Raw genomic sequence first — 25883 nt, forward strand, 5'->3', positions numbered from 1 at the left:
ACCGCGGCCGAGGCCGCCCGGCGGACCCGCGACGCCGCCTCCGCGCGGGACGCGGCCCGGCGCCGCTGCGCCGAGCTGGACCGCCTCTCCGCGCGGGCGGCCACGGCCGTCCGCCGGCTCGGGCCGCTGCGTGAGGACTACGACCGCGTGGCCCGGCTGGCCGCCCTCACCGCGGGCACCTCCGCCGACAACGAACGCCGGATGCGCCTGGAGTCGTACGTCCTCGCGGCACGCCTGGAGCAGGTCGCCGCCGCCGCGACCGTACGGCTGCGGCGCATGTCGTCCGGCCGTTACACCCTCGTCCACTCCGACGACCGGTCCGGCCGCGGCCGCAGCGGGCTCGGGCTGCACGTCGTCGACGCCTGGACCGGCCGGGCACGCGACACGGCGACCCTCTCGGGCGGCGAGACCTTCTTCGCGTCCCTCGCCCTCGCCCTCGGCCTCGCCGACGTCGTCACCGACGAGGCGGGCGGCGTGCGCCTGGACACCCTCTTCATCGACGAGGGCTTCGGCACCCTGGACGACCAGGCCCTCGACGAGGTCCTCGACGTCCTCGACTCGCTGCGCGAACGCGACCGCAGCGTCGGCATCGTCAGCCATGTCGCCGACCTGCGCCGCCGTATCCACGCCCAACTGGAGGTCGTGAAGGGGAGATCGGGGTCGGAGCTGCGCCAGCGGGGTCACTGACCGAGGAGCCGGCGCGGCGGCGGGGACGAGCAGACGACGCTCGTCGTCACCGAGCCGAGCGCGCCGCTCCGGCCCGAGACCTCCTCCGGGTGCCGCAGGGAACGGGCCGTGACCCCGATGACGAAGCAGTCGTCCCCGGTGACGTGGCGGGTCTTCAGGCAACCCGGGCGCCGTCCACCTCCCCACCGCCCGTGTCCCCGAGCGGGCCGGCCGCCTCCTGGACCGGCGGTGCCCGTCGCCACGTACTGCCGGAGCCCCGGCTGCGACGGCGCGACCCGGGCCGCCCCCGCCCTCGCCGAACCCGGCTGCCGGGTCGAGGAGATGCTCGGCGGCTTCGCGTACGGGGTGCGCGAGGGCTGCGCCACCGAGACCGGGCAGGGCCTCGCGAACCGCCCCCCGACCCGCTCACGGCACCGGCCGGCGTGCACAACTGCGACTGCTGAGAGGGCTGTTGAGTGCGGTGGCAGGGTGAAGGAGGGGGGCGTGTAGGTTCTGCTCTCATGGTGAGACACGCGGAACCCGGCACGGTGGAGTGGATCGAGTCCGGCGGCGGCCCCCTGATCGCTGTCCCGGAGACGGTGCTGCCGTTCTGGGCGGGCGCCGACGGCGACGAGACCGCCTCGGACTACGACCGGGCCTGCGAGATCGACGGGGCCGTCGGACTGCTGCCGGTGGGAGACAGCGCGGCCCTGGTGCTCGGGGACGACCCCGCAGCCACCGCGTACCTCCCCGACCACGGCGTCTTCGTCCGCTGGTGCGCCGCCGACTCCGAGGAGGACGTGCTCGCCCGTGTCCCGGACGCGCTCGCCGGCGCGGAGTGGGGAGCCGAGGTGCGCTGGAAGGTCCCCGGCCCTGTGGTCCTCTTCGACGCGGCCTGGCCGGGACGGGAGACGGAGCGGACCGAGCACCTGAAGGTCACGCTGGCGCCCGGCGCGTACGCCGTGCGCGCCGCGCACGTGCGGCCCGGCCCCGAGACCTGGCTCGTACTCGTCGGGTTGAGGCCGCTGCCGCACTGACGGCCCCCGGCGGGCACGGACGACCGCGCGCGGACAGCCGGGTGCGCATAACCGGGTGCGCGGCGCCCGGTGGTCGCCCATGATGACCTGCCATGCCCCGACTTCCGCACCCCGCCCCCGAGGACCTGCGCCGCGACCCCCTGCCGCTGCGCGGCCGTACCGCCCTCGTCACCGGAGCCGCCCGGCGCGGCGGCATCGGCCACGCCGTGGCCCGCCGGCTCGCCGCGCACGGCGCCGGCGTCTACCTCCACCACCACGTGCCGCACGACGAGGCGATGCCGTGGGGAGCCGACCGGCCCGAGGAGGTCGCCGCCTCCGTGCGCGACGCGCTCGGCGACCCGGACGCACCCGTCGTGCACGGGCCCGGCGACCTCGCCGATCCGTCCGCGCCCGCGGAACTGGTCGCGAGGGCCACCGCGGCGCTCGGCGGCCGGCTCGACATCCTCGTCGCCAACCACGCCCTCAGCGGCTCCGACGGCCCCCTCGACGCGATCCACGCCGCTCTGCTCGACGCGCACTGGGCCGTCGACACCCGGTCGGTGCTGCTCCTGGTCCAGGCGCACGCCCGGCTGCGGCCCCCCGGTCCCGGCGGCCGGATCGTGATGATGACCTCCGGCCAGGACATCGCGGGCGGTATGCCCGGCGAGATCGCCTACGCCCTCCAGAAGGGCGCCCTCGCCTCGATCACCCGCTCCCTCGCCACCACCCTGACCGGGCGGGGGATCACGGTGAACACCGTCAACCCCGGCCCCGTCGACACCGACTACGCCACCGGGGAGGCGTACGAGGCCGTCGCGGCCCGCTTCCCGGCGGGCCGGTGGGGCATGCCCGACGACCCGGCCCGCCTCATCGCCTGGCTGGCGACCGACGAGGCGGCCTGGATCACCGGTGAGGTCATCAACTCCGAGGGCGGGTTCCGGCGGTGAGCCGGAGCCGCCCCGCCCGCGTCAGAGCCGGGCCAGCTCGTCCACCAGGTCGTCCAGACCGAGCGAGCCCTGCGACAGGGCCGCCATGTGCCACGCCTTGAGGTCGAAGGTGTCGCCGCGGCGCTCGCGCGCCTTCTCCCGGCCCAGCAGCCACGCCCGCTCGCCCAGCTTGTAGCCGACGGCCTGGCCCGGGATCGTCAGATACCGCGTCAGCTCGCTCTCCACGAAGTCCGCCTGACGGCTGCTGTGCGTTCCGAAGAACTCCTGCGCCAGCTCCGGGGTCCAGCGCTCACCCGGGTGGAACGGCGAGTCCCCGGGGATCTCCAGCTCCAGGTGCATGCCGATGTCGACGATGACACGGGCGGCCCGCATCATCTGCGCGTCCAGGTAGCCGAGCCGGTGCTCCGGATCGGTCAGGAAGCCGAGCTCGTCCATCAGCCGCTCCGCGTACAGCGCCCAGCCCTCGGCGTTGGCGCTGACCCCGCCGATCGTGGCCTGGTAGCGGGACAGGTCCCCGGCGACGTACGCCCACTGCGCGAGCTGGAGGTGATGGCCGGGCACGCCCTCGTGGTACCACGTCGAGACCAGGTCGTAGACCGGGAAGCGGGTCTGCCCCATCGTCGGCAGCCAGGTCCGGCCCGGACGGGAGAAGTCCTCCGACGGAGGCGTGTAGTACGGCGCCGCCGCTCCGCCGGGCGGCGCGATACGGGACTCCACCCGCCGTACCGGCTCGGCGAGTTCGAAGTGCGTGCCGTCCAGCTTCTCCATGGCCTCGTCCATCAGGCCCTGGAGCCAGTCACGCACCTCGTCGACGCCCTCGATGTGCTTGCCGTGCTCAAAGAGGTGCGCGAGCGCCACCCACGGCGTCGCGGCGCCCGGGAGGATCTTCTCGGCCTCCTTGCGCATCTCGCCGAGCAGCCGGTGGTACTCGGACCAGCCGTACGCGTACGCCTCGTCCAGGTCGAGATCCGTGCCGTTGAAGTAGCGCGCCCAGCGGGCGTACCGCTCGCGGCCCACCGCGTCCGGCGCGCCCTGCACGGCCGGCGCGTACACCTCGCGCATCCAGTCCCGCAGCTCCACCACGGCCGCCGTCGCCGTCCGGGCCGCCTCGTCCAGCTCCGCGCGCAGCGACTCGGGCCCGGCGGAGGCGAACTCCTCGAACCAGCCGCGCCCTTCACCCGCACCCGACCACTGCGTGAGCTGTCCGACGAAGGTGGCGGTGGGCCGCGGCGCCGCGAGCAGCCCGCGCTCCAGCCCCAGTTCGAGGGAGGCGCGATAGCCGGCGTACGCCGCCGGCACCGCGCGCAGCCGCTCGGCGATCGCCGCCCAGTCCTCGTCGGTCTGCTGCGGGGTGACCGTGAACACCTCACGCACCGAGTGGGCGGGCGTGGCCATGTTGCCGACCGCCCGCAGGCCCTCCGCGGCCTCGTGGACGGCGAGTTCGGCGGTCAGCCGCTCGCGCAGCAGGCGCGCGCACCGGCGCTCGATGTCGCTGTCCGCGCCGCGCCGGCGCTCGGCCTCGTCGAGGCGCGCGAGCGTGGCCCGCTGGAGTTCGGCGACCGCCTCCTGGCCCGCGGGCGAGAGATCGGGCAGCCTGCTGTTGCTCTCCTGCACACCGAGGTAGGTCCCGGTGACCGGGTCGAGGGCGATGAGGTCGTCGACGTAGGCGTCGGCGATACCGCGGGGCAGCGAAGTCTTGATCTCGGACATGCCGACCATCCTCGTACGCGGACCGCCGCCGCGTCATTCCGGTTCCCCCGGGTGCCGTGTGCCGTCAGCCCGATTTCGCCGAGGGCGTGCTCCTCGGCGCGCCGGGCGGCAGCAGCGGACCGCAGTCCCACTGCTGGAAGATCAGCCGCGTCTCCACACGCGCCACCTCGCGATGCGCCGTGAACTCGTCCAGCACCAGCCGCTGCAGATCCGTCATGTCCGCGACCGCCACATGGACGAGATAGTCGTCAGGACCCGTCAGATGGAAGACGGTGCGCGACTCCGGCAGCGCCCGGATCCGCTCCACGAACGGCCCGACCAGCTCCCTGCGGTGCGGCCTGACCTGCACGGACAGCAGCGCCTGAAGACCTCGGCCCAGCTTGGCCGGGTCCAGCCGGAGCTGATGGCCGAGGATGACGCCCGAGCGGCGCAGCCGCGTGACCCGGTCCAGACAGGTCGAGGGCGCCACGCCGACCTGTGCGGCGAGGTCCCGGTAGGTGGTCCGGGCGTCGTTCTGCAGAAGCCGCAGCAGGTGCAGATCGACCGGATCCAGTACGACAGATTCGGTCATGCGGCGAACGTAACACGAGGTCCGATCGCCCTGATCCGGTCATTGTTCACTGTGTGCGTCCAGGGCGCAGGAAGCCCGGTGACGCAGAGAGCAGGGAGGCGGAGAGCCGCATGACCGGTGACGACGACGCACGCACCACGACGAGAGCGCTCGCCACGGAGGCCGTGCACGCCGGCCGTGACGACCTCGCCCGGCAGGGCCTGCACGCCCCGCCGATCGACCTGTCGACCACGTACCCCTCGTTCGACAGCCGCGGCGAGGCCGCCCGCATCGACGCCTTCGCGGCCACCGGCGCGGAACCGGACGGCCCGCCCGTCTACGCCCGGCTCGGCAACCCGACCGTCGCCCGCTTCGAGACCGCTCTCGCCCGTCTGGAGGGCACACAGGCGGCCGTCGCCTTCGCCAGCGGGATGGCGGCCCTGAGCGCCGTGCTCCTCGTACGGGCCGCGGCGGGGCTGCGCCATGTCGTCGCCGTACGCCCCCTGTACGGCTGCAGCGACCACCTGCTCACCGCCGGGCTGCTCGGCTCCGAGGTGACCTGGACCGACCCGGCCGGGACGGCCGCGGCGCTGCGGCCCGACACCGGGCTCGTGATGGTGGAGTCCCCGGCCAACCCGACCCTCGCCGAGGTCGACCTGCGGGCCCTGGCGCACGCCTGCGGCTCCGTGCCCCTGCTCGCGGACAACACCTTCGCCACACCCGTGCTCCAGCGTCCCGCCGAGCGGGGCGCCCGGCTGGTCCTGCACAGCGCCACCAAGTACCTGGGCGGGCACGGGGACGTGATGGCGGGGGTGGTGGCCTGCGACGAGGAGTTCGCCGGACAGCTGCGGCAGATACGGTTCGCCACCGGCGGCGTGCTGCATCCGCTGGCCGGCTATCTGCTGCTGCGCGGGCTGTCGACCCTGCCGGTCCGGGTACGGGCCGCCTCGGAGAACGCCGCCGAACTCGCCCGCCGCCTCGCGGCCGACCCGCGCGTCGCCCGCGTCCGCTATCCGCGCATCGGCGGCGCCATGATCGCCTTCGAGGTGCACGGCGACCCGCACGAGGTCATCGCCGGGGTCCGGCTGATCACGCCCGCCGTCAGCCTCGGCAGCGTCGACTCCCTCATCCAGCACCCCGCGTCCATCAGCCACCGCATCGTGGACGCCGAGGCCCGCCGGGGCGCCGGGGTGAGCGACCGGCTGCTGCGGATGTCGGTGGGCCTGGAGGACGTGGAGGACCTGTGGACGGACCTGGACCAGGCCCTTCACCGCGCCGCCGCCGGGGGCGACGAGACGCCGGGGCACACGGTGGCGGTCGCGGCGGGGTGAGGGCCCCTCCGCCTTGAGGACCCGCGCGCACGGGGGCGCGGGGGCGGGGCCGTGGTCCGGGAAGCCCGCGGGAAACCGCGGGCTTCCCGGCCGCGGACACGTCCGCTCTCCCGTAGCGGGCGGGTACGGGTGCCCGGCGGGGCGGGGCGGGGCGTTTGCGAAGGCATGTGGCGTCCCCGGCACAGGGGCCCGTCCTCGTCCGTCGATCCAGGAGCCCCGACCGCTGAACCAGGAGTATCGACCTCGGGTCGGCATCAGACTCATCGGTACGGGCGACATCGCGTCAACGCTCCCGCGAACAGCCTGGACGGGGTTGAGGCCCACGCCCCGGACTGGACTCGCGCCGAAGGGCGCGCGCCGCGGACGGAGGTGAACGTACCGCCCCCGCCCGGCGGTGAGGCCCCCGGCCCCGGCCGGAGCCCACTGGCTCGCGCCCCGGCCGGAGTTGAGGGCCGGTGTGCCGGACAGGGCGGCCCCAGGACGGCCCCGGGGCGGCCCCAGGACGGCCCCGGGGCGGTCACGGTGCCGGGGCGCCGCCCCGTTCGCTCGTGCCCGACAGCTGTTCCGTGGCCGGTCCGGACGGGGGAGCGGGCAGGCGGGCCGTGATGACCAGGGTGCCCTCCTCGATCTGGTAGTCGAGGGGCAGTCCGAGGCCCCGCATCGCGGCGACCATGCCGGTGTTGGAGGACTGCGTCACGGCGTACACGCTCTCGCAGCCCGCCTCGACCGCCATCGCCACCAGCCTCACGAGCAGTTCACCGCCGATGCCGCGCTGCTGCCAGGCGTCCTCGACGAGCAGCGCGACCTCCGTCTCGTCGCCGTCCCACAGCAGATGGCCGAGGCCGACGACGCGTCCGGACGCCGTCTGCGCGGCGAGCGTACGGCCGTGGCGCGGGCTGAGCAGATGCCCCAGATAGCGGTCGGCGTCACCGACCGGCCCGTGGTACCGCATCCGCAGGGTCCGCGCGGAGCACCGCGTGTGCATCTCCTTCGCGGCGCGGTGGTCGCCGGGGTCGGCCCGGCGCACGGTGATGTCGTTCCCCTCGGGCAGGGTCAGCACGTCCGGGCCGTGCGGCACGCGCGGCCCGAGCCGGGCGTCCAGCTCCACCAGCGCGCGGGCGCGGGCGAACTCGGTCGGCGTGAACGGCAGATACGGCCGCTCCACCGTGATCACCCCGCCCTCCGGTGCCCGCAGGCGCATCACGGTGTCCTCCAGCACCCCCTCCACCGGGGCCCCGCCCCGGGCCGCCCCGGCGGGCAGCGACCGGATGGTGCACCGGCCCAGCAACTGCCGCAGCGCCAGCGGCAGTTCCGCGGAGTCCAGCGCGGTACGGGTGGCCAGTGCCAGCACGCGGGTCGGCGCGTCCACCAGATCGTGCGCGTCGGCCCGCTCGCTCCAGGTGCCGGTACCGCCCGCCGCCGCGACCGCCCGCGAGATCCCCGCCGCGTCGAGCCCGCCGGGGGCCCGCAGCAGGAACTCGTCCACGGTGCCGTCGGCCAGCGGATGCGTCTGAAGGCTCAGGATGTCCACGCGGAGCCCGGCGAGCGCCGTGCACAGCGCCGCCAGGGAGCCGGGCTCGTCCCGCACCGTCGTCCGCATCCGCCACAGGCCGGGCTCCTGCCCGGGACCCGCCCCGCCTGCCTCACCCGAGGGACCCGGGGGGCCCGAAGGACGCGAAGAGCCCGAGTGGCCCGTCGCGCCCGAACTCCCCGCCGGCCCGGACGGCTTGGGACGCCGCGGGAATCCCGACGGCTGCGGGGGCCCGGCCGGCGTCTCGGAGCGCGGCCGGGCACCGGTATCGCCTGCCGGAGGCGCGTGACCGTGGCGACGTGTCCACCGGGTCGGCCATCCTGCCGCCGCGACCAGCAGCCCCGCCGGAACCAGCAGCGCCGGTGCCCCGGGTCCGTGCCCGAGCGGATGCGCCGCGGTGTCGGCCACCGCGACCGCTGTCAGGAGTGCGGCCAGGGTCACGGCCCGGCGCCGCCCGTGGTGGACGGGGCGTCCGTGCCGGGCACGGGTCACATCAGACAAGTCTCGACTCATGCAGTCACTGTGAAGGAATCGTGTTGCGTGATCACGAACGCTTTGTGACCGGGCGGTAAAGAAGGCTTATGGCATTTCATACCGCTTTCTACAGTTGCGGCGCACAACCATCCGCCGCCCGCTCGGTACCCTCCCCTTCACGCGGCGGTCCCCTCCAGCGCGCCGTGCAGCCGCCGGGCCTGGCTCACCAGCCGCGACGTGCCCCGGCGTTCGGCCGCCCGCGACAGATGCGGCAACTCCTCGCGGACCCCGGTCCGCTCGGCACACTCCGCGGCGATGCCCAGCAGATCGGCGAGTCCGCGCGCCGGAGCGGCCGTGCCCGAGGTCGCCGCCGCGAGGTCCGCGAGCAGGATCGGCAGGGTCTGCCGGAGTATCGCCCAGACCGTTCCGTACGCCCCCGTGTCCACCGCCGTACGGATCGACTCCACGAGCCGTGACGGCTTCACGGCGCCGCGCCGTATCAACTGCCCCAGATCCGAGCCCAGCCGGTCGGCGTCCAGCTGCCCCCGCGCCGCCAGCACCAGCAGGGCGTCCGCGGCGGCGAGCCGGTCCTCGGGGTGCCGTGCGCCGAGCCCGTACGCCACGGCCAGGTGCACCGCCTCACCGGCCTCGCCCTCCGACTCGGCGAGCAGCGGCAGGATCACCGCCTCGCCGCGGGTGTCGTCCATGGCGGTCGAGGAGATGCCGTGCAGCAGCCTGGCCGCCACGAACTCACGCCGCTCGGGCAGCAGTGCGAGCCAGTGCCGGCGCATCGAGTCGCCCCCGTGGAAGCAGTACCAGCGGTTCTTGTAGACGCTCACCGGCTCTCCCAGCGGACGGAAGGCGGCCGGCAGGACGTCCCGCAGCTCCGCGATCTCGCCGGTCTCGACCAGGAGGCGGCTGTGCACGGTGCGCCGGACCACCGGAGTGGCGACGGCGTCGCCGCCCAGCCATGCGGCGAGACGGGCGCCCTCCACCGTGCCGAGCGCCACCGCCCGCCGCGCCGCCGCTCCGGCCGCGGCACGGTCGGCGCGCCGTACCCGCAGCAGCGCCTGCGCGAAGTCGGCCGCCGAGACGTGTGCGCCCAGGCGGCGGTACTCGCCGAGCCGGGCCACGAGGTCGTCCGGCTCCAGCAGCCCCGTGCTCCAGGTGGGCGTGGACAGCAGGAACGGCAGCGGCTCGGTGCCCAGGCGGTACGCCACCTCCCAGAACCGGGCCCCGAAGGCGCGGGTGAGCGGCTGGTGGCCGCACTCGCGGGTGCCGGTGCCCGTGCCGAGCCGGACGGCCCGGTGGAGCGCGGTGGTGGACACCTTCCCCAGCAGCGTCGCCATCAGGAGTTCGAGACCGTGCGCCGCGCCGACCAGGCCCTGGCGGGTGAAGTAGTCGTCCGTGCCGTAGTGGCGGGCGGGGTCGTCCTTGCTCCACCAGCGGCCCGCGACCACCGGTTCCAGCGCCTCCAGCAGTGCCGCCCGGTCGAGGTGGGCGTGCCGGACCAGCCCGTCCAGAGCCCGCTCGAACGCCGCCACGTCACCGTCGGCGGCGAGCAGCACGTTGACCTCCTCGGCCAGCTCCACCGCCGACTCGGGGGCCGGTGCGAGCCTGGCCGGCTGCGGCGCGGGGGGCAGGATCTCCTCGTACGCCGCCGGCTCCGCCGCCTCGGGGGCGGCCCCGAGGCTCTCGGCGGCCCGCTTGCGCAGCGTCGGGATCAGCCGGCCGGCGAGTGCCGCGACCTCCTCCCTGGCCTCGGCGGTCGCCGCCTTGCGCAGATGCCGCTCCACCAGCTTCAGCGCCCGCTCCTGCACATCGGAGTCCTCGTGCTCGAACGCCTGGGCGACGACGGGCAGCAGCTCGTCGGCTGTCCCCGGGTCCCGCGTGATCGCCTTGCCCAGCAGGACGAGCTGGGAGCGTACGAGCTTCTTCTCCGGGCGGAAGAGGACCGCGCCGGACATCTCCGCCAGCCGGCGCGTGCTCAGCCGGCCGTCGAGGGCCAGCGACGCGAGGACCGACTGGGCGTGGGCCGCCACCGGGGAGGGGGCGTCGCCGGCCAGTGCCAGCCAGTCGGCGATGTGCGCGTGCTCCTCGTCGCGGGTGAGGGCGAACGTCTGGAGCATCCGCAGGAAGAACCGCTGGTCGGCGACCGGGCCGCCGCGCAGCAGCCGGGCCACACAGGCGGCGACCGTCGCCCGCCGGTCCAGGGCGCCCTCGGCGGTCAGCCGCGCGAGCGCCCCGCTCCAGCTGTCCTCGCCCTCCGTCGCGGGCCACGACAGGCGTCCGCCGATGTCCTCGGTCTCGAACAACGCCGCCGTCAGCGTGGCGAGATGGGGGTCCTTGCGGAGCCGGTCCAGCAGCGTGCCGCCGCGCTGCCAGAGCCCGCCGACGTGCTCCGCCCAGCCGTGGACGTACGCCTCCGTGGTCGGCACCGGGCAGCCCGACAGGCGCACCAGCCCCGCCATCAGCTCGTACGGCACCTCGGTGGCCGGCGGCCGTTCGGCGAGCCGTCGCACCAGCTCGGCCAGCCAAGCGGGGGAGCGATCGCCCAGCAGGTCGATCAGCACCCCGGGGGACACCGGCTGCCAGCGCAGGTCGGCCGCGGCGATCCAGGTCGCCACTCCCGCCGCACCGGTCTGGCACGCGGTGCCCGCGGCGTGCAGCGCGGGATAGGCGCGGCGCGACTGGGAACTCCACTGGTCCGCCCGCAGCTCCTTGCGCAGCGCCCGCAACTCGGGGAAGCACGCGCGGCGTTCGGCTTCCGTCATCCCGTCGAGCAGGCTCACCACCTCGGCCGTCCGCCCGGCCCGCACCGCCGCCACCAGTGAACTCATCACGCGCTCTCCTCGATTCCCGCCATGTCCCGCTCCGCCGGGACGTCGCCCCGGCGCACCATCCGCACCGCCAGCGCGTGCTTGCACGGCCCGCGCCCGCCCCGGTACTTCGCCCACCACACGCAGCTGCAGCTGAGGACGCCCGCCTCGTCGCGCACGCGGTGGACGTGCCCGTCCTCGGCCGTCACCGTCCCGACGGAGCCGCCCAGTGTGACCGCGCCCGCCGCGACCAGTGCCCGCGCCGACCGCAGCCGCGGATTGTGGCGCTCGACCCGCTCCGCGTCGTACGGCAGCTCCCGGTGGAAGTAGGCCGCCTCCGCCGTGTCGTACCCGACCCGGCCGGACGTGCCGAGCCGGACCAGGGCCGCCCGCACGCGCTCGGGCGCCAGTCCCGAGGACGCCGCGAGGTCCGCCACGTCGACACGCGGCTCCCACGCGAGGAGGACCGCGATCAGCTCCGCGTCCTCACCGGCCTCGTCCGTCGCGAGGGCGTCCAGGACGCCGCCCTCGCCGGAGAACCCCCGCGACGCGTCCGGTGACAGCGTCAGAGTCAGCCGCATCCCCGGCAGGACCGCCTCCCACGCGCTCGCCGTGGCCGCCGCCCCGGCCGTGACCGCGGGACCGTACACCCGCAGGGCCGTGGCGTGCCGCAGCACCCGCTGGAGGGCAGCCAGCCGCTCCGGCCCCGGCAGGCAGACCGCGCCCGGCACCGGACGGGTGGACGGCCGCAGGCCCCGGCCCGACGGCACCACCCAGCGGGCCCCGCCCGAGGCCCCCCGCCCCCCGCCCCGCGGCAGGGAGCGCAGGAACCGCACCGCCTCGGCGGCCGGCAGCTCGGCCCGCAGATCGAAGCCGGCCGCGATCACCTGCGCCTCCGCGAAGCCCCGCAGCCAGCGGTCCGGGAGCGGCACCTTCTTCTCGACGACCGGGCCGTCGAGCGTGGTCACGGCCAGCTCCTCGGGGCCCACCCGCAGATGGAGCGGGTCGTCCGAGCCGATCCTGGACAGGGCCTCGCGCAGCGGGTTGTTGACGTCGACGTTCGTCGTGCCGTGTCCCACCTCGCCCCCGTCGAGCCCCGGCTCCAGGACGTCCAGGCGGGCGTACACCCCGCAGCAGCCGGAGAACGACTCGAAGCGCAGCCTGTCGCCGTTGCCCGTCACCACGGGGTCGAGGGAGGCGCGCAGCTGCTGCTGGTAGTAGCGGGCGGCGGCCACGTCGGCCACCGCGAGCAGCCCCGCGGAGGCGATCTGCGGAGACGTCAGGAAGCCGGCGAAGAAGCGGGGATGGTCCTGCACACCCGAGGGTGTCGCACCCTGGGAGGTCTCCAGTCCCAGGCGCTGTCCGTCCGCCGAGGACTCCAGCACGGAAGATCGGCAATAGGCCACGGCCTGCAAGGATCGCGTCATGGAAAAACCGTAGAGGCGACCACTGACAATCCGTCCGACCTGCGAAAACGCTCTTCACGGCGAGCAGTTCACGGAGCGCGGCGAGGACGCGGGGCGGGCGGCCGGGGGTTGCCCGCCTTGGGCCGGGGGCGGCTTCCCGGCCCTTCGCCGACGACCGTGCCGCGCACCGGAGCGGAGTGCTCCGGCGCGCCGCACGGCCGAGGGGGACTACTGGCCGACCCTGCCCGGCCGGAGCACCTGGGTGAACAGCACGGTGCCGTCGGCCTCCCGCAGCCGTACCGTCAACTCCGCGCTGCCGCCGTCGATGTCGACCTCGCCGAAGAACTGGTAGCCCCCGGCGGGGGAGACGTTCGAGGCCGTCGGCGCCTTCACGAACACCCGCTCCGGCCCGAAGGTGCCGTCCAGCGCGCTGGCCGGGAAGGCGCCCGCGTTCAGCGGACCCGAGACGAACTCCCAGAACGGCTCGAAGTCGGCGAACGCGGCCCGTGACGGCTGGTAGTGCTGGGCCGAGGTGTGGTGGACGTCGGCCGTCAGCCAGACCGTGCCGGTGATCCTGCGGTGCTTGACGAAACGCAGCAGTTCCGCGATCTGCAGCTCCCGGCCCAGCGGCGCCCCGGGGTCGGCCTGGGCCACGGCCTCGTAGTCCGGCCTGCCGTCGCCGGAGTCCGGTACGACCAGGCCCAGCGGCATGTCCGACGCGATCACCTTCCACACCGCTCGCGAGGAGGCCAGTTCCCGCTTGAGCCAGGCCAGCTGCTCCGCACCGAGGACGCCCTCGGCGTCGGCGGGCTGGTTGTTGGCCGAGTTGGCGTTGCGGTAGGTGCGCATGTCCAGCACGAACACGTCCAGCAGCGGACCGTGCCGCACCACGCGGTAGACCCGGCCCTCGGGGCGGCGCAGCGTCGAGATGGGGAAGTACTCGGAGAACGCCTGCCGCGCGCGGGCGGCCAGGACGTCGACGCTCTTCTCGGTGTAGCGGGCGTCGGTGAGGATCTCACCCGGGTACCAGTTGTTGACCACCTCGTGGTCGTCCCACTGGACGATGGAGGGCACCTGGGCGTTGAACCGCTTCAGGTTGTCGTCGAGCAGGTTGTACCGGAAGTTGCCCCGGAACTCCGCCAGGGTCTCCGCGACCTTGGACTTCTCCTCGGTGGTGACGTTGCGCCAGGTGCTGCCGTCCGGCAGGGCCACGGTGGGCGAGATGGGCCCGTCCGCGTAGACGTTGTCGCCGCTGCACAGGAAGAAGTCCGGGTCCAGGGCGGCCATCGCGTCGTAGATGCGGTAGCCGCCGAGGTCGGGGTTGATGCCCCAGCCCTGCCCGGCGATGTCGCCCGACCACACGAAGCGCACCCCCTCGCGGCGTTTGGCGGAGGCGGTGCGGAAGGTGCCGGTGACCGGCTCGCCGGTACGGCGCGGGTCGTCGGGGTCGGCCAGGAGCACGCGGTAGTGGATCTGCTCACCGGACGGCAGCCCGTGCAGCTGCGTGGTGCCGGTGAAGTCGGTCTTCGCGCCCAGCAGCGGGCCGTGCCAACGGCGGGGCGAGCGGAACGACTCGGTCGCGGACGTCTCGACGATCATGCGGGCCGGGCGGTCCGACCGCACCCACACCAGCCCCGAGTCACGGGTCACGTCGCCGGTCTGCACGCCCCAGCCCGCGCGTGGGCGCCCGGACAGGGCGAGGGCCGGTGCCGAGCCGAGTGCCGGGGGCAGGGCGAGCCCCGCCGACGCGGCGAGCGAGCCGCGCAGGACACTGCGGCGAGCCGGGAAGGGACGGTGTGACATGGAGCCTCCAGGGCGGGATCCGGCCAGTGCGCAGTGCCACAACTACTGGTGCGCCGCAGCGCACACGCAAACCGCAGGTGAACAACTGGCCGCGCCCGCCGGGAGACCGTGCTCCACGCGCGGGAGGGCGGTCCAAGACCAACGTCACCATCACCGACGAGATGACCCGTGCCCCGCGCGCGGGAGGGCGGTCCGCTCTCGGGTCCGGCGGGCGCACCGCCGGCTCACCGTGCCCGCACGCGCGCGGGCGGTTGCGGACACCCCGGGTGGCGCGACCCGCTCCCGCAGCCCCGGACGGTGCGACCCGCCCCCGCACCCGTACGTCCGTGCAGCCCCTCCCGGTGGCCCACCCCCTCCCGGGACACCCCGGTGCCCCGACCCGCCCCGCGCCCTCACCCCCAGGTCAGCGACTGCCGTCGAGGATGACGCGGGCGACGAGGGCAGGGTCGTCGTTCATCGGGCAGTGGCCGCACCCGGGCAGCCGCACCAGGCGGGCCCGGGGGATGATCTGCTTGGCGCGCACGCCCTGCCGGCGTACCAGCAGCCGGTCCCTGCTGCCCCAGGCCACGGTGACCGGGATCTCGGGGACGTCGTCGCCGAACCGCACGGTCCGCCCCGCCGCGAGGGTCTGGTCGAACCCCGTGGCGCCCGCGAGGGCGAGCGTCTCCGCGACCACGGCCTCGGGCGAACGGCGGCCGGGGCGGGCGTAGATCGTGCTCGTCAGGACGGTCCGGCCGGCCGCCGAGCGGGAGAGCTGCTCCACCAGCGGCAGCGGCATCCGGCGCGAGATGTGCCGCATGGCCAGCAGCACGCCGAAGGCGTAGCGCCGCTCCGCCGGGGACCAGAAGCCCGCGGGGGAGAGCGCGGTGACGGACCGTACGCGCTTCTCGCGGCCCAGCTCCAGGGCGATCAGACCGCCCAGCGAGTTGCCCGCCACGTGCGGGCGGTCGAGCCCCAGCGCCGCGCAGAACGCGCCGAACACCGCCGTGGTCGTGGCCAGGTCGTAGCCGAGTCCGTCCGGAAGCCCGGGGGAGGTGCCGAAGCCGGGCAGGTCCACGGAGATGACGTCGCGCTCGCCCGCGAGGACGTCCACGACCGGATCCCAGACCTGCCGGTGGTGACCGATGCCGTGCAGCAGGAGCAGGGGCTCGCCGCTGCCCACGCGCGCGTAGTCGACGCTCACGTCGCGCGGTCCCACGGGCGAGGCGACCTGGAAGGAGACGGTGGCGGACATGACGGTGCTCCTCGTCTGAACACGCTGAAGGACGGCCGTGGACAGCTTGTCAGCAATTGCTACCGACGGGTAGACCCCCGGGGCGACGGCCCGGCCGGGCCCGGTGCGGCCCCCCGGAACGTTCGCGCCGATTGGTCTTGACCAAGGGTGTGGGCCGTCCTATGGTCGCTGATAAGTGCAACAACCTTTAATAAACAAGGGCGCTAAAACGCCGCCGGGCCAGGGCGATTGCGGAGGACAGGGTGGGGACCACGCAACTGGAATCGGTGCCGGAACCGAAATACTGGCATCTGAGGACCGTGCTCACTGAGGCATTGGAATCGGAGTTCTCGGTGGGCGAGATCCTGCCCAACGAACGCGACCTCGCGGCCCGCTTCGGCGTCGCCCGTGCCACGCTCCGCCAGGCGCTGGAGCAGCTCGAACTCGAAGGCAGGCTGCAGCGCCGCCGCGGCGTCGGCACGACCGTCGCGCCCCCGCGCGTGGGCGTGGCCGTCGGCACCGAGCAGCACGCCTGGCCGGGCTCGGCCGACGACGTCTGGCAGCCCGCCGACTGCACCCTGGCCGTCCCGCCCGCGACCGTCGCCCAGGCCCTGGAGAGCGGCCGCGACGACGCCGTGCACACCGTGCGGCGCTCCCGCGTCACCCACGGCCAGCCCGTCGCCGCCGAACTGCTCTACGTGCCGCGGGAGTCGGTGCCCGGCCTCACCGCCATCGACGCCCCGTCCGGACCCGCCCGCGCGCGGGCCGTGCTGCGCGAGCTGCAGCACCTGGAGCTGGAGGGTCAGGAGAGCGCGGTCGAACTGGGCTCGGCCCGCGCCGGCGAAGCGAAGGAACTGGACCGGCTGCCGGGGGCGCCGGTCCTCGTCGTGACGACCCGCTACATCGCCGAGGGGCGCGCCGCCGCCCTCTCCGTCGCCACCTACCGCGCGGACACCTGCCGGCTGACCTTCGGCGACACCGGCGGCGTGGTGGTCCACCAGGACCCCGAACGCCGGGCGTCCTGACCGTCTGACGCCCGTGCCCCGGAGCGCGGCTCCGGGGCACGGGCCGTTCCGGCGACGTTCAGCGCCGGCCGGTGACCGTGCCCTCCACGGCGAACAGCTGCTCCTCGACGTGGTCGAGCGCGAGCCGCACGGCACCGGTCGCCACCGCGGCCTCACCGAGCAGCGACTGCGCGACCCGCGGCGGCCGCAGGCAGTACCGGGCCAGTTCCCGCCGCAGCGGTTCAAGGACGCCGTCCAGACCGGCCGCCCAGCCGCCGACCACGACCAGCTCGGGGTCCAGGGCGAGGACCAGCGCGGCCACGTCGTGCACCAGGCGCTGCATGAAGCGGTCCACGGCGTCCCGCGCCTCCTGGTCGCCGTCGCGGGCCTGCGCGAAGACCTTGGCGACCGCGTGCTCGTCGAGCGGGCGCAGCGGCTCGTCCGTGGTGGACAGCAGGGTCTCCGGCGTCTCCTCGCGGCCCAGCAGATGCAGCGCGCCGATCTCCCCGGCCGCACCGCCGAAACCCCGGTGCAGTTTCCCGCCGATCAGCGAGCCCGCACCCGGACTCAGCCCCGCCAGTACGAACACCACGTTGTCGGACTCCGTGGCCGAACCCTTCCAGTGCTCCGCCACGGCCGCCGCGTTGGCGTCGTTCTCCACGAGCACCGGGCACTTGAACGACCGGCCCAGCCGCTCGCCCAGGGGCAGCCCCGTCCACTCGGGCAGCGCGGCACCGAGCCGCACGGTGCCCTCGGCGTCCACGATGCCGGGCGTCGCCACCCCCACGGCACGCAGCGACCCGCGCGGCACACCGGCCCTGCGCAGCAGCTCCGCCACGCCCGTCCGCACCTTCTCCAGGCGCTCGTCGGCGCCGGCCGTCTCCTCCACGTCCTTGGCGATGGCGCCCATCACCCGGCCGTCCAGGTCGGCGAGCAGCGCCGCCACCCGGTGCGCGCCGATGTCCAGCCCCAGCAGATACCCCGCCTCGGCCCGGAACCGGAACCGCCGCGCAGGCCGCCCCTGCCGGCGCGCGACGCTGTCGTCGGCGGCCTTCTCGACGACGTAACCCGCCTCGATGAGCCCCTCGACGACGCCCTCGACGGTGGGCCGGGACAGCCCGGTCACCCGGGTGACCTCGGTGAGTGTGGCGGCGTCCGTGGCACGCAGCGCGTGCAGCACCACCGCGGAGTTGATCCGTCGCAGCAGCGAGGGATCCCCGCCGGTCAGCTGCCCCAACGTCCGTCCTTCCAGCTCGTGCGCGTGTGCGGCGGATGCTACTCGCCGGGGAGGGCCCCGGCGAGTCGCGGGCGGCGACGACCGGTGAGCCGGTCCGCCCGCCGGCTCTCCGGGCCGTGCGCGCCGTCCCGCGGCGCGCACGCCGGCCGGGTCAGTCGGGCGTCACGAAGCCCGACTCGTACGCCGTGATCACCGCCTGGGTGCGGTCCCGTGCCCCCAATTTGGCGAGCACGGCACCCACATGGGTCTTGACGGTCTCCGTGCCGACCACGAGCCGCGCCGCGATCTCGGCGTTCGACAGCCCCCGCGTCATCAGCCGCAGCACCTCCGCCTCCCGGCCGGTCAGCCGTGCCCGCTCCAGCACGTCACGCGCCCGCACGTTCCCGCGGCCGCCGTCGCCGTACCGCGCGGCGAGCCGTCGCACCGACGCCGGGAACAGCAGCGACTCGCCCGCCGCCACCAGGCGCACCGCGTGCACGATCTCGGCCGGCCGCGCGCGCTTCAGCAGAAAGCCGTCGGCGCCCGCGCGCAGCGCCTCGTACACGTACTCGTCGTTCTCGAAGGTCGTGACGACGACGATCTTGGGCGGTTCGTCGACGGTGCGCAGCACCGCGCGCGTGGCCTCGATCCCGTCCATCAGCGGCATCCGGACATCCATGGCGACCACGTCCGGCCGCAGGCGCCGCACCAGCGGGATCACCGCCGCCCCGTCGGCCGCCTCCCCGACGACCTCGATGTCGGCCTGCGCGTCCAGAACGGCCCGCAGCCCCGCGCGTACGAGGGGTTCGTCGTCGACGAGGAGAACGGTGACCGGCACCCGGCCAGCCTAGATGTTCTGTCCGCAGAGGTCGGTGACGGGGCAGGGTCGACCAGGGGAAGCCACGGTCGCGGCGCTGTGGCTTACGGCGCCCCGGGGCCGGACGTCCGAATCCCTGACTGCTCTGGCCGGGTCTCCAGCGAGTTGAGTCCGATGTCGATGAGTCGGGCCGCGCGTTGGACGTCGGCACTCACCGCGTCGCGCAGTTCGTCGAAGGTCTGGGTGCGGTTCAGGTGCTTGCGCAGCGCCCGGAACTGGATGGACCACAGGGCGAGGAGGGCGGTCGCGGCGATCTGCGATTCGGGGTCGTCCGAGCTCATCCCGGTTCGCCGGGCCAAGATTTCGGCGGCTACGGCGACTTGCTTGTCGGCGGTGTCACGCTGATAGGCCCGCAGAGACGGAGTGGATCCCATCAGCATGCCGAAGCGCAGAAGCGTGGCCTTGGCCTCGGCCGGGTCGTTCTGAGCGCTCAGCCATGTCGTGAGATTGGCCAGCTCGCTGGAGAGGATCTTCAATGCCGCGTCGACCGGCGACAGGTCTGGATCGGCCAGGATGGCCCTCAGTGAGGTAATTGTGACCTCACCCAGGTCGAGGACGAGGGATTCCTTGGTCGGGAAGTAGTTGAACACCGTCTTCTCCGAGACCCCGCAGGCTTCTGCGATCTCGGCGACCCGTACCGCGTCGAAGCCCCGCTCCATGAACATCTCGGTGGCCGTGTCGGACAGCTGCCGTCGAAGAAGCCGCTTCTTGCGCTCCCGTAGCCCCTCGACGGCGGGTACCTCGCCGGGCGGGCGCAGGGCCGTCCAATCCACAGTGCGCATGGTCATCACTGAAGCATAGTCCGGCGCCCCGGATATTTTCTGCTACTGTAAATTTACAGTCTCTAAAAATATGTGCCGGCTTCGACGCCTGCATGCGAAGGGAGCCCTCGATGAGCGCTGTCCGCATCGTCCGCGACTACCCGCATCCACCGGAGAAGGTCTGGCGCGCGGTCACCGATCCGGCGCTGGTTCCGTTGTGGACGGCCACCGGCGCCGGCGCTCGGCCGGAGGGCTTCGCCACCACGGTCGGCACCAAGTTCAAGTTCATCGCGAAGCCCAAGCCGGGCTGGAGCGGCGTCGTGGTGTGCGAGGTGCTGGAGGTACGCGAGCCTTCGCTGCTGCGCTACTCGTGGCAGGACGAAAGCGGCGGCGAGGTGACCGAGGTCGCCTACCGAATCGCGCCGCACGGCGACGGAACTTCCTTCACCTACGACCACACCGGCTTCACCGGGGCCGGAGGCTACCTCATGGCCAAGATCCTCGGCGCCGTCCGCACCAAGATGCTCACCAAGGGCCTGCCTGCGGTGCTGAACGGCCTCGACGACCAGGGCAACCTGCGCCCGGAAAGCCCCCTGGGCCCCGAGCGGACCTGAGCAGGCGCGACAATCCGCTGGACATCGGCCACTTCCGCGTCTCACCGTTCGTCAGCGCCCGCTCGACGGCCGGCGCCCCGGGACACCGGCCGTGCCCCGGCCATCGGCATCCTCAGCACCAGAAGGACCCGCATGGTCCACCACAACGCACCCTTGACCGGAGACCGGCCGCCTGAGTCGGGCCCAGTGTGCGGTCGACGACGAATGGCCGCTCCGCCGCGCCGCGGAACGCTTCCACGTCTCACCCGGCACAGCGAAACGGTGGGCGGACCGATACCGGGAGAGTGGCCCCGAGGGGATGGCGGACCGCTCCAGCCGCCCTCACTCCGGCACGCGCCGCACACCGACCCGGGAGGAGCGGCGCATCATCACGGTTCGCGTTCTCCGCCGCTGGGGCCCAGCTCGGATTGCCTACCTGCTCGGTCTCAATCCGTCCACCGTGCACCCCGTACCCAGCCGGTGCGGCATCGCCCGTCCGTCGTACCTGGACCGCGCCACCGGACGCGTCGTCCGACGGTACGAGCACGCCGCACCGGGCGACCTGATCCATGTCGACATCGAGAAGCCCGGCAACATCCCCGACTGCGGTGGCCACCAGGTGCTTGGGCGTCGGGCCGGCCGAAAGAACCGCATCGCCCGGGGCTGCAGCTACCTCCACAACGCCGTAGACGATCACTCCCGCTCGGCCCACGGCGAAATCCTCGCCGATCAGAAGAAGGAGACCGCATCCGCATTCCGGACCCGGGCACAGGACTTCTTCAGCCGGACCGGCATCACCGTCCCAGCGGGTCCTGACCGACAACGGCTCCTGCCACCGCTCACGCACCTGGGCAATCACGTCGGCCGACGCGGGGATCACCCGCAGACGCACCCGCCTCTACCGCTCACAGACCGACGGGAAGGTCGAACGAACGCTTCAACCCCACCCTCTTTGGCGAACGGGCCCACGCCAGGCCCCACGTCGGCGAACGGGAACGCCGCGACACGTTCCCCGCGTGGCCGCACGACCGCAACCACCACCGGAGACACACCGCCCTGAAGGGGCTGCCACCCGCCGGCCGCGTCCCCAGCCCCTCGGGTCGGTACACCTAGATCACCTCACCGGCAGCTCGACGTGCACCCGCCATTCACCCGCGGCGGGCCCGGTCCGCGCCCGTCCGCCCAGCAGGGCGGCACGCTCGCGTATGCCGCGCAGACCGCTGCCGCCCCCGGATCCGGGCGGGCCGGCGGCGAGGGCGTTGCGGACGTCCAGCGTGAGCGTGCCGTCCTCGACGGCGACCCGGACCCGCGCCGGTACGGGTCCCGCGTGCCGCAGCACGTTGGTCAGCGCCTCCTGGAGAATCCGGTAGCCCTCCCGGGAGACCGGGCCCGGAACGCTCTCCAGGGGCCCGCTCATGTCCAGGTCGACCTCCGTACCGGAGGCCCGCGCGGACGCCAGCAGACGTCCGGCGTCGGTGAGGGCCGGCCGGGTGCCGGGCGGCCGCTCGGACTCGCGGAGCACGGCGAGGACGCGCTCCAGATCCTCCAGAGCGGCCCGGCCCGTCTCCTCGATGGCGCCCAGCGCCCGCTCGGTGAAGGCGGGATCGCCGGCCGCGCGGGCCGCGCCCGCCTGGACGACGGCCACGGTGAGGGCATGGCCGATCGAGTCGTGTAGCTCGCGGGCGATCCGGGTCCGCTCCAGCAGCCGCTCGGTGCGCTCCTCCAGCGCCGCGATGCGCTCCGCCGGGGAGGGCCCCAGCAGCCGCAGGGCGAGGGCGGTGATCAGACGGCCCGCGGCCAGGACGGTCACCGCGAGCAGCACGAGCAGGAGCAGCGCCACGAGCGGGACGTGCCACCAGAGGGCGCCCTCGGGGAGGGGCGGGGGGCCGTCCGGGCGCCGCGCGCCGAACACCGACCACGCCATGTCCCAGAGCGCGAAGACCAGTCGGCTGACCGCCGCCGCCGTCAGAGAGCCCAGCAGCAGCCGCGCCTGCAGCCACACCGCGAGCCGTCCCCGGTCGCCCCAGGTCGCAGACGGCGCCACGACGATCCCCGCGGCCCGGTCGTCGTGACTGCGGCCCATCAGCAGCAGCCGCGCCTGAAGCCCCTCCACCGTGCGCACGGCGGGCACCAGCGCCGCCGGGAGGAGTACCACCGCCGCCACCGGCCAGATCCACCACGCCTCCTTGACGAAGATCAGCATCGCCGGCCACACCACGGCCACGCACAGATGCAGCAGCCGGGTGTACGTCACCGCCCGGGTGAAGGGGCGCAGCAAGCGGGGCACGCGCTCATCGTCGCAGGCCCCACCGACAGCGGCCCTCCCCCGCGCGGGGGAGACGGCCCCCGCGCGCGGGGGAGGCCGCGGCCCGCCGGGACGGCCACGCTGATCCCATGACCCGCATCGAAGTCCAGTCCCTCACCAAGGAGTACGGCGGCCGGCGAGCCGTGGACGACGTCACCTTCACCGTCCGCCCCGGCCGTGTCACCGGCTTCCTCGGCCCCAACGGCGCCGGAAAGTCCACCACCCTGAGGCTCGTGCTCGGGCTCGACCGGCCGACCCGCGGCACCGCGACCGTCGGCGGACGCCCCTACGCCGCCCTCGGCGAACCCCTGCGCCGGGTGGGCGCGCTGCTCGACACCCAGGCCCCGCACGGGTCCCGGACGGGCCGTGACCACCTGCGCGTCCTCGCGGCGAGCAACCGGATCGCGCGCCGCCGCGTCGACGAGGTGCTGGAGGAGACCGGACTCGCGACCGTGGCGGGGCGCCGGGTCGGGACGTACTCCCTGGGCATGCGCCAGCGGCTCGGCATCGCCGCCGCGCTCCTGGGAGATCCCGGCGCGGTCCTGCTCGACGAGCCGTCCAACGGCCTCGACGCCGAAGGCATCATCTGGATCCGCGGACTGCTGAGGCGCCTCGCGGACGAGGGGAGGACCGTGCTGGTCTCCAGCCATCTCATGAACGAGACCGCGTCGTTCGCCGATCACCTCCTCGTCCTCGGCCGGGGCAGACTGCTGGCGGACACCCCCCTGCGGGAGTTCATCCACGCGCGCGTGGAGCCCCGCGTGCGTGTGCGCACCACCGACGACGGGGCGCTGCGGGCCGCGCTCGCGGCGAACGGCCACGAGGGCGTGCGCCACGAGGACGGGCACTGGACCGTCCGCCACGCACGCGTGGAGACCATCGGCGTGCTCGCCTCACGGGCGGGAATCCCCCTGCTGGAACTCGCCGCCGAGGAAGCCACGCTGGAGCGGGCCTACCTCGATCTGACCGCCGGCGAGACCGAGTTCACCGCCCCGCCGCAGGAGGCCCGCACATGACCTTCGGCCCCGCGTTCCACGCGGAATGCCTCAAGATCCGCACCCTCAGGTCCCTTCCGGGCACCCTTCTGGCGCTGTTCGCCGCGACCACGGCCTTCTCCGCGGTGGCCGGCGCCGACCAGGGGACCGGCCCGCAGGCGGACCCGCTGTTCTCGGCGCTGTCCGGCGTCCTGCCGGGGCAGATCGCGGCCATCACCTTCGGCGCGCTGGCCGTGTCCGGCGAATACCGGGGCGGCGCGCTGCGGGTGACCCTGCTCTCGATGCCTCGGCGCGGGCTGTGGTTCGCCGCCAAGGCGGCGGCCGTCGCCGGACACGTCCTGCTCGTCGGGCTGGTCACCGCGGGAGCCGCGTTCGCCGCCGGACGCGCCGGACTCGGGGCCGCCGCGCGCGCCATCACCGCGGCCGAAGCGGCGCGCGCCGTCGCGGGCTGCGGGATCTACCTCACCCTGATGGCGCTGTTCGCGACGGGTCTGACCGCCGTGCTGCGCAGCGGTGTGGCCGCGCTCTCGATCCTGGTCCCGTTCGTCCTCGTGGTGTCGTTCGTCGTCGGCGACTCCGCCGGGACGGTGGCCGACCTGCTGCCGGACAGGGCGGGCCAGGCCGTCCTGCGCTCGGCCTACGACGGAGTCCTCGGCCCCTGGCCGGGGCTCGCGGTCACCGCGCTGTGGACCGCGGGCGCCCTCCTGGCCGGCGCCTGGTGCGTGCGGCGGCGGGATGCCTGACGGGGCGCCAATTGTCAGTGGGGGCGGCAATACTGGATCACATGGACATCGCGGAGGATCTCGCCCTGACCGAGCGGCTGTGCGCGCGGGCGTTTCCCGCTCAGCGCGGCGGGCCGGACGCCGGGGCGGGCGGGCCCGGCTGGTTCATGGTCGAGTTGAGCGCGGGCTCCCGGCACGGCCCCGAGGATCTGTACGCCTACGAGGCCGCTCTCGTCCAGCGGTTCGAGGAGCGCTGGGGCGAGGGCTCGCGCTGGGGGAGCGCGACCCTCCTGGAGCGCGCGGCGCGCGGAGAGGAACTGCCCGAGCCCTGGGCCCTGTTCGCCTCCCGCGCGGACGACCTGCGCACCTGGGAGGCGGCGGGCACCGGCCGCTGGGTCAGCCTGGCCGTCGCCGACCGGGACCCCGAGGCCGTGCCCGCACTGCTGCTGATGGTCACGGACATCGACCCGCCCTGAGGGCTCAGTCTTCGGCGGCCCGCAGCCGCCCGTACTCCTGCGCCATGGCCGCCACGGTCCAGTGCGCGTTGAGCCCTCTGAATATTCCAATAACTACCCATTTGTCTCCTTCTGGTCTGGTGAGTGAACAGGTGAGCGTACAACTCAGCCGCAGCTACGCCCCAGTTGGTCATCGGGGCCCACCGAACCGGCGCCGCTTCGTAGAAGGCTCCGGGGCCGGCTGTCCGCCGCGGCGGCGCTGGATCTCCGCCTCCACCTCGCCGACCGGCCGCCCGTAAGCCTGATGGGAAAGCCGACGGCCCTCGTCGGCAAAGCCGGTCGGATCAACGGGCGGCAGCGTGACACCGGTCATCGGGAACTCACGCCGCCCGTCGTGGCCAACCGCATGATGACCTCGAACCGGTCGAGGTTCATGAAGTCGTCTTCCGTGACGCTGCGGCCGAACTGGCGGGCAAGGTCCTTGGCGTCACTTACCGCCGTTTGGAACGTGACGGTCGAACGCGCGTTGCTCGCCGTGGCCTCCCTTAGTTCCAGGGCTTGGGCGAGTTCCGGGGTCGGGCGGTTGGTCGGGCCGTGACCGGTTGGGGTGCATAGCAGAGCAGGCACGGGCTTCGTGATCATTGGGGTGTCGAAGCTCAACGATCATGAGGTGGCCCGTGCCTGCCGCTGCATCTTCTCTCATCCCGCCGGTGCTGGTGAAGCTGGATCCGCTGGATGCCAGTCAAGTCGCTGACCTGCGGCCCTTTCTGGAGCGGGTGCCCGACCCGCGGGCGAGGCGGGGCCGCTGGTACTCGCTGACCGCGATCCTCCTCGTCTGTGCCTGCGCGGCCGTCTCCGGAATGAGGAGTGTGGATGAGATCGCCGAGTGGGCGGCACGGGCCTCGGACACCGTGCTGACGGCCGTCGGAGTCCGCCGGCATCCGCTCAGGTGGCGCCGTGCCCCCTCGCGGACCACGATCGGCCGCGTGCTCGCGGCCGTCGACGGTGACGCCTTGGACCAAGCGGTCGGCGCCTACCTCACCGCCCGGAACACCGCGGGAACAGTCTCGGGAAGCGACAGGTGATCGCCGTCGACGGCAAGTCACTGAGCCTTTTCCATCCTCAGTCTGAGCTGGCCAGGTGGAGGGTGAGGACGGCTTGGACGAGGCTTGTGATTCGGGTGGTCGAGCAGCGGAGCTTGCGGAGGAGCCGCCAGGACTTGATGGTGGCGATGGCCTGTTCGACCAGTGCTCGTACCTTCGCGTGGGCCCGGTTGACGGCCTGCTGGCCGGCGGAAAGGCTGTCCCATCGGCCGCGGTAAGGGAGGCGGACCGTGCCGCCCGCGCCCTGGTAGCCCTTGTCCGCCCAGCAGTTGACCTCGATTCTTCAGAGGTCGTGAGTGCATGACCAGGTCGGTGGTTCGCCCTGTTTGTTCCGCGTGATCGCGGGTGGGGCCTTCGCGTGTCGCTGCGGCTGCGCCGGGGTTCCA

The 25883-nt window shown here is 73.9% G+C and carries 22 protein-coding genes and 4 pseudogenes; 12 read left to right on the plus strand and 14 right to left on the minus strand.

Annotated elements, in window-relative coordinates; genetic code table 11:
• The coding region (locus SZN_RS16110) for an SbcC/MukB-like Walker B domain-containing protein (protein WP_007496224.1) at nucleotides 1-687 on the plus strand (687 nt) is incomplete at its 5' end.
• Here the strand turns inward: SZN_RS16110 and SZN_RS42590 are convergent.
• Nucleotides 681-839 (minus strand): annotated as a pseudogene (locus SZN_RS42590) (Lrp/AsnC family transcriptional regulator); the annotation flags it as partial. The gene SZN_RS16110 and the pseudogene SZN_RS42590 sit on opposite strands and share 7 nt — an antisense overlap.
• 11 nt (nucleotides 840-850) lie before the next feature.
• Between SZN_RS42590 and SZN_RS42595 the strand changes: the two are divergent.
• The 3 genes and pseudogenes from SZN_RS42595 to SZN_RS16125 form a co-directional block, all read left to right on the plus strand.
• Nucleotides 851-1130: pseudogene (locus SZN_RS42595) on the plus strand (rhodanese-like domain-containing protein); the annotation flags it as partial.
• Between the two features lie 57 nt (nucleotides 1131-1187).
• A complete protein-coding gene (locus SZN_RS16120; RefSeq protein ID WP_007496227.1) occupies nucleotides 1188-1703 on the plus strand; it encodes an immunity 21 family protein in 516 nt (171 codons plus the stop codon).
• Between the two features lie 92 nt (nucleotides 1704-1795).
• Nucleotides 1796-2629, plus strand: coding sequence for an SDR family oxidoreductase (locus tag SZN_RS16125; RefSeq protein ID WP_007496229.1), 834 nt, complete (start codon nucleotides 1796-1798; stop codon nucleotides 2627-2629).
• Between the two features lie 21 nt (nucleotides 2630-2650).
• On the opposite strand, the gene SZN_RS16130 is transcribed toward SZN_RS16125, so the two are convergent.
• Nucleotides 2651-4339 carry a DUF885 domain-containing protein gene (locus SZN_RS16130; protein ID WP_043731049.1) on the minus strand — a complete coding sequence of 563 codons (1689 nt, stop codon included), beginning with the start codon at nucleotides 4337-4339 and terminating at the stop codon, nucleotides 2651-2653.
• Between the two features lie 64 nt (nucleotides 4340-4403).
• The gene (locus tag SZN_RS16135; RefSeq protein WP_007496234.1) at nucleotides 4404-4910 is read right to left on the minus strand and encodes an Lrp/AsnC family transcriptional regulator; all 507 of its coding nucleotides are present in this window, start codon (nucleotides 4908-4910) and stop codon (nucleotides 4404-4406) included.
• Between the two features lie 110 nt (nucleotides 4911-5020).
• On the opposite strand from SZN_RS16135, the gene SZN_RS16140 reads away from it, so the two are divergent.
• Complete coding sequence (locus SZN_RS16140; protein ID WP_007496236.1) at nucleotides 5021-6220, plus strand: trans-sulfuration enzyme family protein; 1200 nt, start codon at nucleotides 5021-5023, stop codon at nucleotides 6218-6220.
• Nucleotides 6221-6737: 517 nt separating this feature from the next.
• Here SZN_RS16140 and SZN_RS16145 read toward each other — a convergent pair.
• The 5 genes from SZN_RS16145 to SZN_RS16165 all read right to left on the minus strand — a co-directional run bounded on the left by SZN_RS16145 (nucleotide 6738) and on the right by SZN_RS16165 (nucleotide 15487).
• Nucleotides 6738-8264 (minus strand): GNAT family N-acetyltransferase, encoded by a 1527-nt coding sequence (locus SZN_RS16145; RefSeq protein WP_050815070.1) that lies wholly within the window; start codon nucleotides 8262-8264, stop codon nucleotides 6738-6740.
• A 137-nt stretch (nucleotides 8265-8401) separates the two neighbouring features.
• Complete coding sequence (locus SZN_RS16150; RefSeq protein ID WP_007496240.1) at nucleotides 8402-11065, minus strand: DUF7825 domain-containing protein; 2664 nt, start codon at nucleotides 11063-11065, stop codon at nucleotides 8402-8404.
• Nucleotides 11065-12471, minus strand: a complete 1407-nt coding sequence (locus tag SZN_RS16155) for an SWIM zinc finger family protein (RefSeq protein WP_078508646.1) — start codon at nucleotides 12469-12471, stop codon at nucleotides 11065-11067. Before SZN_RS16155 ends, SZN_RS16150 begins: the two co-directional genes overlap by 1 nt.
• Before the next feature lie 207 nt (nucleotides 12472-12678).
• Nucleotides 12679-14253, minus strand: coding sequence for an alkaline phosphatase D family protein (locus SZN_RS16160; protein WP_007496244.1), 1575 nt, complete (start codon nucleotides 14251-14253; stop codon nucleotides 12679-12681).
• A gap of 403 nt (nucleotides 14254-14656) precedes the next feature.
• Complete coding sequence (locus SZN_RS16165) at nucleotides 14657-15487, minus strand: alpha/beta fold hydrolase (protein ID WP_007496245.1); 831 nt, start codon at nucleotides 15485-15487, stop codon at nucleotides 14657-14659.
• 242 nt (nucleotides 15488-15729) lie between these two features.
• Here SZN_RS16165 and SZN_RS16170 point away from each other — a divergent pair, with 242 nt between their 5' ends.
• Complete coding sequence (locus SZN_RS16170) at nucleotides 15730-16491, plus strand: GntR family transcriptional regulator (RefSeq protein ID WP_043731036.1); 762 nt, start codon at nucleotides 15730-15732, stop codon at nucleotides 16489-16491.
• 58 nt (nucleotides 16492-16549) lie between these two features.
• Here the strand turns inward: SZN_RS16170 and SZN_RS16175 are convergent, their stop codons facing one another.
• From SZN_RS16175 to SZN_RS16185, 3 genes are all read right to left on the minus strand, one after another.
• The gene (locus SZN_RS16175) at nucleotides 16550-17707 is read right to left on the minus strand and encodes an ROK family protein (protein ID WP_007496247.1); all 1158 of its coding nucleotides are present in this window, start codon (nucleotides 17705-17707) and stop codon (nucleotides 16550-16552) included.
• Between the two features lie 151 nt (nucleotides 17708-17858).
• On the minus strand, nucleotides 17859-18524 hold the full coding sequence (locus SZN_RS16180) for a response regulator (RefSeq protein WP_007496248.1): 666 nt from the start codon (nucleotides 18522-18524) through the stop codon (nucleotides 17859-17861).
• A gap of 83 nt (nucleotides 18525-18607) precedes the next feature.
• Nucleotides 18608-19351, minus strand: coding sequence for a TetR family transcriptional regulator (locus SZN_RS16185; RefSeq protein WP_244313367.1), 744 nt, complete (start codon nucleotides 19349-19351; stop codon nucleotides 18608-18610).
• 104 nt (nucleotides 19352-19455) lie between these two features.
• Between SZN_RS16185 and SZN_RS16190 the strand changes: the two genes are divergently transcribed.
• Nucleotides 19456-19938, plus strand: a complete 483-nt coding sequence (locus SZN_RS16190; RefSeq protein ID WP_007496250.1) for an SRPBCC family protein — start codon at nucleotides 19456-19458, stop codon at nucleotides 19936-19938.
• A gap of 132 nt (nucleotides 19939-20070) precedes the next feature.
• Nucleotides 20071-21030: pseudogene (locus tag SZN_RS38700) on the plus strand (IS481 family transposase).
• Between the two features lies 1 nt (nucleotide 21031).
• Here SZN_RS38700 and SZN_RS16195 read toward each other — a convergent pair.
• Nucleotides 21032-22204, minus strand: a complete 1173-nt coding sequence (locus tag SZN_RS16195) for a sensor histidine kinase (RefSeq protein WP_007496251.1) — start codon at nucleotides 22202-22204, stop codon at nucleotides 21032-21034.
• Nucleotides 22205-22311: 107 nt separating this feature from the next.
• On the opposite strand from SZN_RS16195, the gene SZN_RS16200 reads away from it, so the two are divergent.
• The 3 genes from SZN_RS16200 to SZN_RS16210 are packed head-to-tail and all read left to right on the plus strand — an operon-like array spanning nucleotide 22312 to nucleotide 24415.
• The gene (locus tag SZN_RS16200; protein WP_007496252.1) at nucleotides 22312-23238 is read left to right on the plus strand and encodes an ATP-binding cassette domain-containing protein; all 927 of its coding nucleotides are present in this window, start codon (nucleotides 22312-22314) and stop codon (nucleotides 23236-23238) included.
• Entirely contained in the window at nucleotides 23235-23960 is a 726-nt protein-coding gene (locus SZN_RS16205) for an ABC transporter permease (RefSeq protein ID WP_007496253.1), read from the plus strand. Before SZN_RS16200 ends, SZN_RS16205 begins: the two co-directional genes overlap by 4 nt.
• Before the next feature lie 41 nt (nucleotides 23961-24001).
• Nucleotides 24002-24415, plus strand: coding sequence for a hypothetical protein (locus SZN_RS16210; RefSeq protein WP_007496254.1), 414 nt, complete (start codon nucleotides 24002-24004; stop codon nucleotides 24413-24415).
• A 348-nt stretch (nucleotides 24416-24763) separates the two neighbouring features.
• On the opposite strand, the gene SZN_RS16215 is transcribed toward SZN_RS16210, so the two are convergent.
• On the minus strand, nucleotides 24764-25036 hold the full coding sequence (locus tag SZN_RS16215; RefSeq protein ID WP_007496256.1) for a hypothetical protein: 273 nt from the start codon (nucleotides 25034-25036) through the stop codon (nucleotides 24764-24766).
• A gap of 35 nt (nucleotides 25037-25071) precedes the next feature.
• On the opposite strand from SZN_RS16215, the gene SZN_RS16220 reads away from it, so the two are divergent.
• The gene (locus SZN_RS16220) at nucleotides 25072-25479 is read left to right on the plus strand and encodes a transposase family protein (protein ID WP_007496257.1); all 408 of its coding nucleotides are present in this window, start codon (nucleotides 25072-25074) and stop codon (nucleotides 25477-25479) included.
• Nucleotides 25480-25516: 37 nt separating this feature from the next.
• On the opposite strand, the pseudogene SZN_RS38705 reads toward SZN_RS16220, so the two are convergent.
• A pseudogene (locus tag SZN_RS38705) lies at nucleotides 25517-25771 on the minus strand (transposase family protein); the annotation flags it as partial.
• Between the last annotated feature and the right edge of the window lie 112 nt (nucleotides 25772-25883).

This window comes from Streptomyces zinciresistens K42, assembly GCF_000225525.1.
Lineage (GTDB): Bacteria > Actinomycetota > Actinomycetes > Streptomycetales > Streptomycetaceae > Streptomyces > Streptomyces zinciresistens.